Origin of the sequence: Microcoleus sp. D3_18_C4, assembly GCF_036702355.1 — a bacterium.
Taxonomy (GTDB): Bacteria; Cyanobacteriota; Cyanobacteriia; order Cyanobacteriales; family Microcoleaceae; genus Microcoleus.
Map to the genome: position 1 here is coordinate 20,350 of NZ_JAUBTF010000080.1, position 6,817 is coordinate 27,166.

The window sequence follows — 6,817 nt, forward strand, 5'->3', positions numbered from 1 at the left end:
ACTTTTTTATACAAGTTATTGAGGAACCGGATCAACCAATTGAATCGTCTCAAGTTATTTATTTAACCCTGCCAATTTTAACAATCGGCGTTGCGGATTTATGGTATGAACAACTCAATCTGCAAAATAATGAAACAAGCGCGTCAGAACATCTTCGGAATTTCCAACTTATCTATTTTCCTACCGTGATTCAGCAACGCCAAGTGATTTTTACCCATTAAATGAGAGGGAATATCAAACTGTGTCCATTTGGATTATTCGTCATGGTCAAAGTCAATCCAATGCAGGGTTGGCAACTATTGGACCGCATGAAAATGCCTTAAGTGAATTGGGCGATCGACAATCAAGATGTATTCCAACCGCCGTTAAACAAACTCCCGACTTGATTGTGACTTCACCTTATTTGAGAACACAACTCACTGCTCAACCATTGATTGAAAAATTTCCACATACACCCGTTGAGGTTTGGCAAGTTCAGGAATTTACCTATCTGGGCCTACAGTTCGACCAACCAACCACAACCCAGGCTCGCAAACCTCTGAGCAAAGCTTACTGGGACCGCTGCGACCCTGAATATGTCGATGGAACCAACGCCGAATCGTTGGTTCAACTGATGGAACGAGTCCGAACTTTCCTAAACCAGTTACAACAACAATCCGGTTTTGTAGTTGTCTTTTCACATGGATTTTTTATCAAAGCAATGCTGTGGCAGATTTTGGCTAACCCAACGGTAATTGATGCCGTTGCGATGACTCGGCTTTTGGGATTTTCGCGAGGCTTTCCAGTACCAAATGCGTCAATTTTGCAGATGGAATTTGATTCGGGTGGGATAGCTCATTGGAGTTCCTTCATTACCAATCATCTGCCACCGGACCTAGAATCGGCAGCACCCGATGCAACTCTGGCAAGTGATGCAGGCGATCAACCCTCGTAACCTACCTTCACTGGAACAATGCCCCAACCAATGCCAGAGTGGCGTTGCTGATTTATCAAAAATTTGGGTTTAATATCATGTCCGGTCGATTGACCATGATATAACTGTTAATAGTTCACAACATTTAAGAGTTCATCTTTCACATTTCAGAGTTCAAGGGCTAATGACTACTGATATCGCTTCCGGTGGCATCGTTATTGTTTAAATGTCTAAACAGTCAGTTGTTCCGAAAGCATAATTTTAGTCAACAGGCAACAGTTAACAGTCAACAATACCTTGGTCGTGCAACCAGAATTGATATGACTAATAACTACTTCTCGATACCCTGATATTTGCTCAATAAAGCAGCAAAGCGCTTGTAATCCACAGGCTTCCTCACATACTCCGCCGCTCCCAATTCCAACCCCTGATTTTGGTCGTCCAAAAAAGTTATCATAATCACTGGAATATCAACCAAATCTTGATCTGCTTTCAACGCCGACAGCACCGCCCAGCCGTCCATACTCGGCATCATCACGTCCAGAATAATCGCGTCGGGCAGCAACTCCTTAGCCAACAGAAGCCCCCCTTGACCGCTAGCCGACGATCGCACCCGAAATCCCTGTTTCGACAAGCAGCGGGTCATCAAATCTCGCGCGTCTGGATCGTCGTCAATCACCAGCACAGTAGCAGCATCGGGCAAATCCAGCGGTTGTGATCGCAGTTCTTTTTGCTTCGCTTCAGTCGCCGCTGCACTCGTGTCTAACTCCTGGGAAGACTCGGCCTGAATTTCTTGGATTTCTGGATCTTCCCGCGCTTCTTTCGGGTTTTTAACCGCAATCGGCAACCGGATCGTAAAACTAGAACCGCAGCCAAACTCGCTCTCAACGGTAATGTCTCCGCCCATCATCTGGCAAAATCTCCGGCTAATTGTCAGCCCCAAACCGGTGCCGCCGTATTTGCGCGTAGTAGAATCGTCCGCTTGAGCGAAAGCTCCGAATAGCCTCGACACCTGATCCTCAGTCATGCCGATGCCGGTATCGGTTACTTGAAACACGATCAAAGGCTGTTGACACCGAGAAGGATCTGCCCAGAGTTCTGCGGAATTGTCGATCGGCAAAACCTCCCCTTCTTCTTTCCAAACATTAATCGTAATTTTGCCTTGATCTGTAAACTTAGCAGCATTGCTCGCCAAATTTAACAGCGCTTGTCCCAGCTTCCCCGAATCAGCGTATATCGTGCCAATATTGCGATCGCAATTGACGATCAAAGTATTGCCATTTTTCCCTAGCGTCGGTTGAACAGTAGTGACAACCTGCTCGATCAAATCCCACACCTCAAAAGTCTCCAAGAAAAGAGTCATCTTTCCTGCTTCAATTTTAGAAATATCCAGGATGTCACTAATAATGTTGAGCAACTGCTTGCCTGCCATATTAATGCTTGCCAAATCCATCACAAACTCTTCTTCGCCGAGTTCCAGAGCCTCTTCTTGCAGCAGCTCGCTGTAGCCGATAATCGCATTCAAAGGCGTCCGCAACTCGTGAGTCATATTTGCCAAAAAAGTGCTTTTCGCCCGGTTGGCAGCTTCCGCAGCATTCTTAGCGACTTCCAATTCCTCCGATCGTTCCTCTAGCTGCCGCTGCCGCACTTCCAAACCGTTGAGCAAACTGCTAATTTGCTGAGCCATTGTATTGAGAGTAGAAGATAGCACCCCGATCGCATCATTAGAAACCACAGGCGATCGAGCCGTAAAATCACCGCTGGCCATCAGTTCCGCAGTTTCCCGCAGCAAGCCGAGATTCCGAATAATTGCCGACACCGACACAAAAGCCACTATCCCCGCGATCAAACTCAAAACTGAAGCCCCCAGCAGCCAGTGCTGAGTGCGGCTCGCCACTGCCAGAGTTTGCTGCACCAGCACCGCCATTGCTGCCTCAGAAACCCCCGCCGGAGTTGAGGCAGCTTTTATTGTCAGCAAATAGTTCTTCATCTCCACAGAACCCATCCACCCGACTCCCACCGCCATCCAAGTTATCAGTACCAAGATGACAAACAGCCCGCTCAAAGACGCCCGAGTTCCTAGAGAAATCGGCCTCGGAGCAAGTGCCGCCGCCCAAGGATAGGTTTTGAGAAAAGGATCTGGCGGAACCGGTGCGCCCGAATTCCAAATCTCCTCAATTTGACCGTCCGACCGCACCTTACCAATCCGCACTGTTTTCCAGATATGCTGCGTTTGGGCATCTATTTTTACCTTGCCCGATGGCGCTGCAAACTCAATATTTTTAGCAGCAGCCCTGACTTTAACCACATCTGTCGAACCAGCTTTTTCTACTGCTTGCTTCCACAGGTAAACGCCCAAATAAGCTGCTGCGATCGGGTCATCCGTGACTCGATTTTCCCCGTATCGGGCTTTATAAGCCTTGACAAATTTCCGATTTTCCGGTGTGTCCACCGTTTGAAAATAGTTCCAAACCACCCAATGTCCAGCAATATTGGACGGCCCGATCGCCCGCACTTCCTCTTCTGCTACGCTAACCGACATCACCGGCAAATCCTCCGGTTTCAAGCCAACTTCCCGCAGCTTTTGGAAAAAAGCCACATTGCTATCGCCGTTGAGAGTGTTGAGAATAGCATCTGGTTTCACTGCTAAGATATGTGCGATCGCCTCGCCCACTTCCCTCGATCCCAGCGGCAGATACACTTCCCCCGCCAACTCTCCCCCCAGTGCCGCCAGTTGAGCTTTCACAATCCGATTTGCCGTGCGGGGAAAGAGATAGTCCGAACCCAACAAAAAAATTTTCCGCTTTCCCTGTGCCAGCAAGTAATTCACCCCAGGCACAATCTGTTGGTTCGGGGCAGCACCAGTGTAGAAAATATTCGGACACTGTTCTAGCCCTTCATACTGCACCGGATAGAACAGCAACCCGTTGCCGTGCTCGAAAGCAGGCAGTACAGCTTTGCGGCTCGCCGAAGTCCAACAGCCAAATACCACCGCCACCTGCGCTTCTAAGAGCAATTGCTTAGCTTTTTGAGCAAAAGTCTGCAAATCGCTGGCTCCATCTTCTATAACCGCTTCCAAGGGGCGTCCGAGCACCCCTCCGGCCGCATTAATTTCCTCAACCGCCAACAGCGTCGCATCTTTAACAGAAATTTCGCTGATGGACATCGTGCCCGTCAGCGAATGCAACACACCTATTTTGATCGGCTCACGAGTCGGGCCGGCTGCTTCGAGGGGGTTACTGCTCCTTGCTCCCATAGGGTTTTAGATAATTTTTACTAATAACAGAAATTTTAGTTCGATCCTGCTGGAAGTTAGCCTTGAGGCTAACTCTTGTTTAGCAGATTATTTAACCCGATCGCCACCAAACTTGGGAATTGCTGCACCCTACAGATTTTAACTTTCCAACTCTCAGCATAGACTTAAGTCTGCACTAAACTGCCTCCCATTTCTCTCTTCATCTTTTACCGATGTCCAAAGAGCCTCATACCACAACATTCGACACTTAATGCCATCGCTCGCGCCGCAGAATAATTCTCCCCCCTCCTCCCCTTTTCCCAACTCATTCACTGCCCGCGACTTGCGACCCACCAAGCAATCTCACCCACTATTCCCCTTCCCCTATCTCTTTTGGGGCTAAGGGAAGTTTCCGTAATTTATCTTAACTATAAAACTCAAAATTATTCACCAGCCCCTATCTCCCTTCAGGTAGATGGAAGTCTTCGTGATTTCCGTTATCTTAAGTATAAGGTTAACTTCTAAGTACCCTGGTTAAAAATAAATTTTGCAAACAATAGGGGAAAAACTAATGAATAGTCAAGAAAACGCGACCCACACGGCCACCGAAAATCAAGTCACCCTACCAAAATCCAGGGAAATATTGCTCGGCGAGGAAACAGAAAAAGCCCTCGGTCAGCAAAAAAAAGAAGATGCTCAAACTATGCGCGCTGTCGAACAGTTGAAAGAAGAACTTCAGCACAAAATAGATGAAGAATGTCATCACAAGGTAGATTAAAACTAATACGGATTTTTTTCGGTGTGGGTAAGATGCAATCTTGCCCACACTCGCTTTGGGAAGGCAGAAGGCAGAAGGCAGAATTAAATAAAAATTTATAGTTTTAAATTATTTTGGGTATGAAAAAAAACTCCGGGAAGCGGGGTTGACCATCCACCAGCTTTTTTACACAAATACTTCGTTGCAGCCACCAGAAACGGTGAAAAAAAACCTATAAGTATGAAAGTGGCAGGCTGTCCAAGACAGAAAAATAACTTTTCCATCTTCCATCTTCATTTGTTATTCATTCTTTCTTCCTAGAGGTAGAGTGCAACGCAGCTCCTAGTTACCTATGATGAGTTTATTAAGTAGAAAATGTCTGATTAGATACAGATAGGGAGAAAACCATGAGCACTGAAGATAGAGCAAAGGCAACTGGCAACAACATCGCAGGCAAAGCTCAAGAAGCCCTAGGTAATGTTACTGGCGACCCGAAAGATAAAGCAGAAGGCAAAGCCAAGCAGGCAAAAGCTGAAGCTGGTCACGCGATCGAAGATGTAAAAGATGAGCTCAAAAAGAAACTAGACTAAGCCTAATACTATAGGCATTGAGAGGGTCGAGCAACCTGACCCTTTCAAGTATTCCAAATGTTTTAGGAACGGAGGAAAAAAGGTGAGTTTATTGCAGCAGAGTCGCAAAATAATTGCGGGCGTACTTTTGGTATTAATGCTGGCAGTTACTACTGCCTGCGCGCCCAGCGTTTCCGCCCAAAAACCGACTGATGTACCTGTAGCAATTGGTGGCAGTCAGGGTTATTACGCGCAGCTAGAACGTGGCAATACCGCCGCAGGTCAAGATTTTGGTCAATGGGTAACAAAGACGGCTAAGGGCTTGGTTCAGGATGCTTATGTGCGCGACAATAACAAATTGGGAGTTGTAATTACCCAGCAAGTCCGCCCGACTGAAGTGAAAGATTTGGCGAAATCTTTAGCACAAGGTTTTCACCGCAATTTCCCAAATCAGGATGTAAGTGTTTTGGTTTACGCTCCTGACAAAAAGTTGATTTTGACTGCTAAGTACGACCAGCAATCAAATCAGATTGAATACAAGTCTTGACCGAGTTAGCAAGCTTAAATGATAGCCGCGTGGCGGTTTAATATTCCGCAGTTTTTCAAAGGCTAAATCATCTCAATTTAAGACTGAAATGTTGTGTAGATTGGAAGAGAGTTACCATGAGTAGCAGCGATAATTACAAGCGTCAAATCATGAACGATTTAGCCCAGGGCGATCGAGAAATGATGCCGGAGACAACGGGTGAAGATTACGAAAACTTTGACGATTTTGCTCAGAGAACTTCCCCTGCTCAGCGCAAACAATTATTCGGGCGTTCCCTGAATCACGACTCCCTCCCGCCGGCTCAGTTGGAACCGGAATTGCAAAAGGCGATCGCCCAAATTAAGCCAAATGAACGCGACGATGTAGCACGGGAATTCTTCAAGCATTTGGGCAAGAGAGGATTGAACGATCGCCAATTGGAAAAGCAGCTAGGACTTTCTACCCACCACGCCAGCCGCATGAATGCTGACGATGTTACCAAGTTGGCCTCGTTCACCTATCACAATCACCCGGATATTTTCCAAGAAGTGCTAGCCGAACAGCCGAGTTTGATGAAGTTTTTAGGCAATCCAGTTGTTGCTGGTATTTTGGGAATAGTTGCGGCTAAATGGCTCAACAACCGTAAATAATCTTGGATTCAGACACGCTCCAAAGCTGATAGTACGTGCAGCAAATAAAAGGATGATCGCCAGGGCGATCGTCCTTTTATATTTTATATCTAGGGCTTGCTGAATATATCGATGGCACTTGACGTAGCCTGGGTTATGCGCTCGCGAGAGCGAGGGTAAAGTGCAAA

Annotated in this window: 6 protein-coding genes; 5 read left to right on the plus strand and 1 reads right to left on the minus strand. The window is 46.8% G+C overall.

Annotated elements, in window-relative coordinates:
* Positions 1-241: 241 nt before the first annotated feature.
* The gene (locus QUA90_RS27030; RefSeq protein WP_333329875.1) at positions 242-934 is read left to right on the plus strand and encodes a histidine phosphatase family protein; all 693 of its coding nucleotides are present in this window, start codon (positions 242-244) and stop codon (positions 932-934) included.
* 310 nt (positions 935-1,244) lie between these two features.
* On the opposite strand, the gene urtA is transcribed toward QUA90_RS27030, so the two are convergent.
* Positions 1,245-4,169: an urea ABC transporter substrate-binding protein gene (urtA, locus tag QUA90_RS27035; protein WP_333448413.1), complete on the minus strand. Its 2,925-nt coding sequence runs from the start codon at positions 4,167-4,169 to the stop codon at positions 1,245-1,247.
* A gap of 550 nt (positions 4,170-4,719) precedes the next feature.
* Here urtA and QUA90_RS27040 point away from each other — a divergent pair.
* The 4 genes from QUA90_RS27040 to QUA90_RS27055 all read left to right on the plus strand — a co-directional run bounded on the left by QUA90_RS27040 (position 4,720) and on the right by QUA90_RS27055 (position 6,650).
* Entirely contained in the window at positions 4,720-4,926 is a 207-nt protein-coding gene (locus tag QUA90_RS27040) for a hypothetical protein (protein ID WP_333329882.1), read from the plus strand.
* A 386-nt stretch (positions 4,927-5,312) separates the two neighbouring features.
* The gene (locus tag QUA90_RS27045; RefSeq protein ID WP_333034601.1) at positions 5,313-5,495 is read left to right on the plus strand and encodes a CsbD family protein; all 183 of its coding nucleotides are present in this window, start codon (positions 5,313-5,315) and stop codon (positions 5,493-5,495) included.
* 82 nt (positions 5,496-5,577) lie between these two features.
* A complete protein-coding gene (locus QUA90_RS27050; RefSeq protein WP_333386016.1) occupies positions 5,578-6,021 on the plus strand; it encodes a hypothetical protein in 444 nt (147 codons plus the stop codon).
* A gap of 116 nt (positions 6,022-6,137) precedes the next feature.
* Positions 6,138-6,650: a hypothetical protein gene (locus QUA90_RS27055; RefSeq protein ID WP_333085500.1), complete on the plus strand. Its 513-nt coding sequence runs from the start codon at positions 6,138-6,140 to the stop codon at positions 6,648-6,650.
* Positions 6,651-6,817 lie beyond the last annotated feature (167 nt).

What these genes read in the sequence shown, in the direction of transcription:
- urtA (WP_333448413.1), bottom strand. Translation starts at nt 4,169, where the DNA reads ATGGGAGCAAGGAGCAGTAACCCCCTCGAAGCAGCCGGCCCGACTCGT.
- QUA90_RS27040 (WP_333329882.1), top strand. Translation starts at nt 4,720, where the DNA reads ATGAATAGTCAAGAAAACGCGACCCACACGGCCACCGAAAATCAAGTC.
- QUA90_RS27045 (WP_333034601.1), top strand. Translation starts at nt 5,313, where the DNA reads ATGAGCACTGAAGATAGAGCAAAGGCAACTGGCAACAACATCGCAGGC.
- QUA90_RS27055 (WP_333085500.1), top strand. Translation starts at nt 6,138, where the DNA reads ATGAGTAGCAGCGATAATTACAAGCGTCAAATCATGAACGATTTAGCC.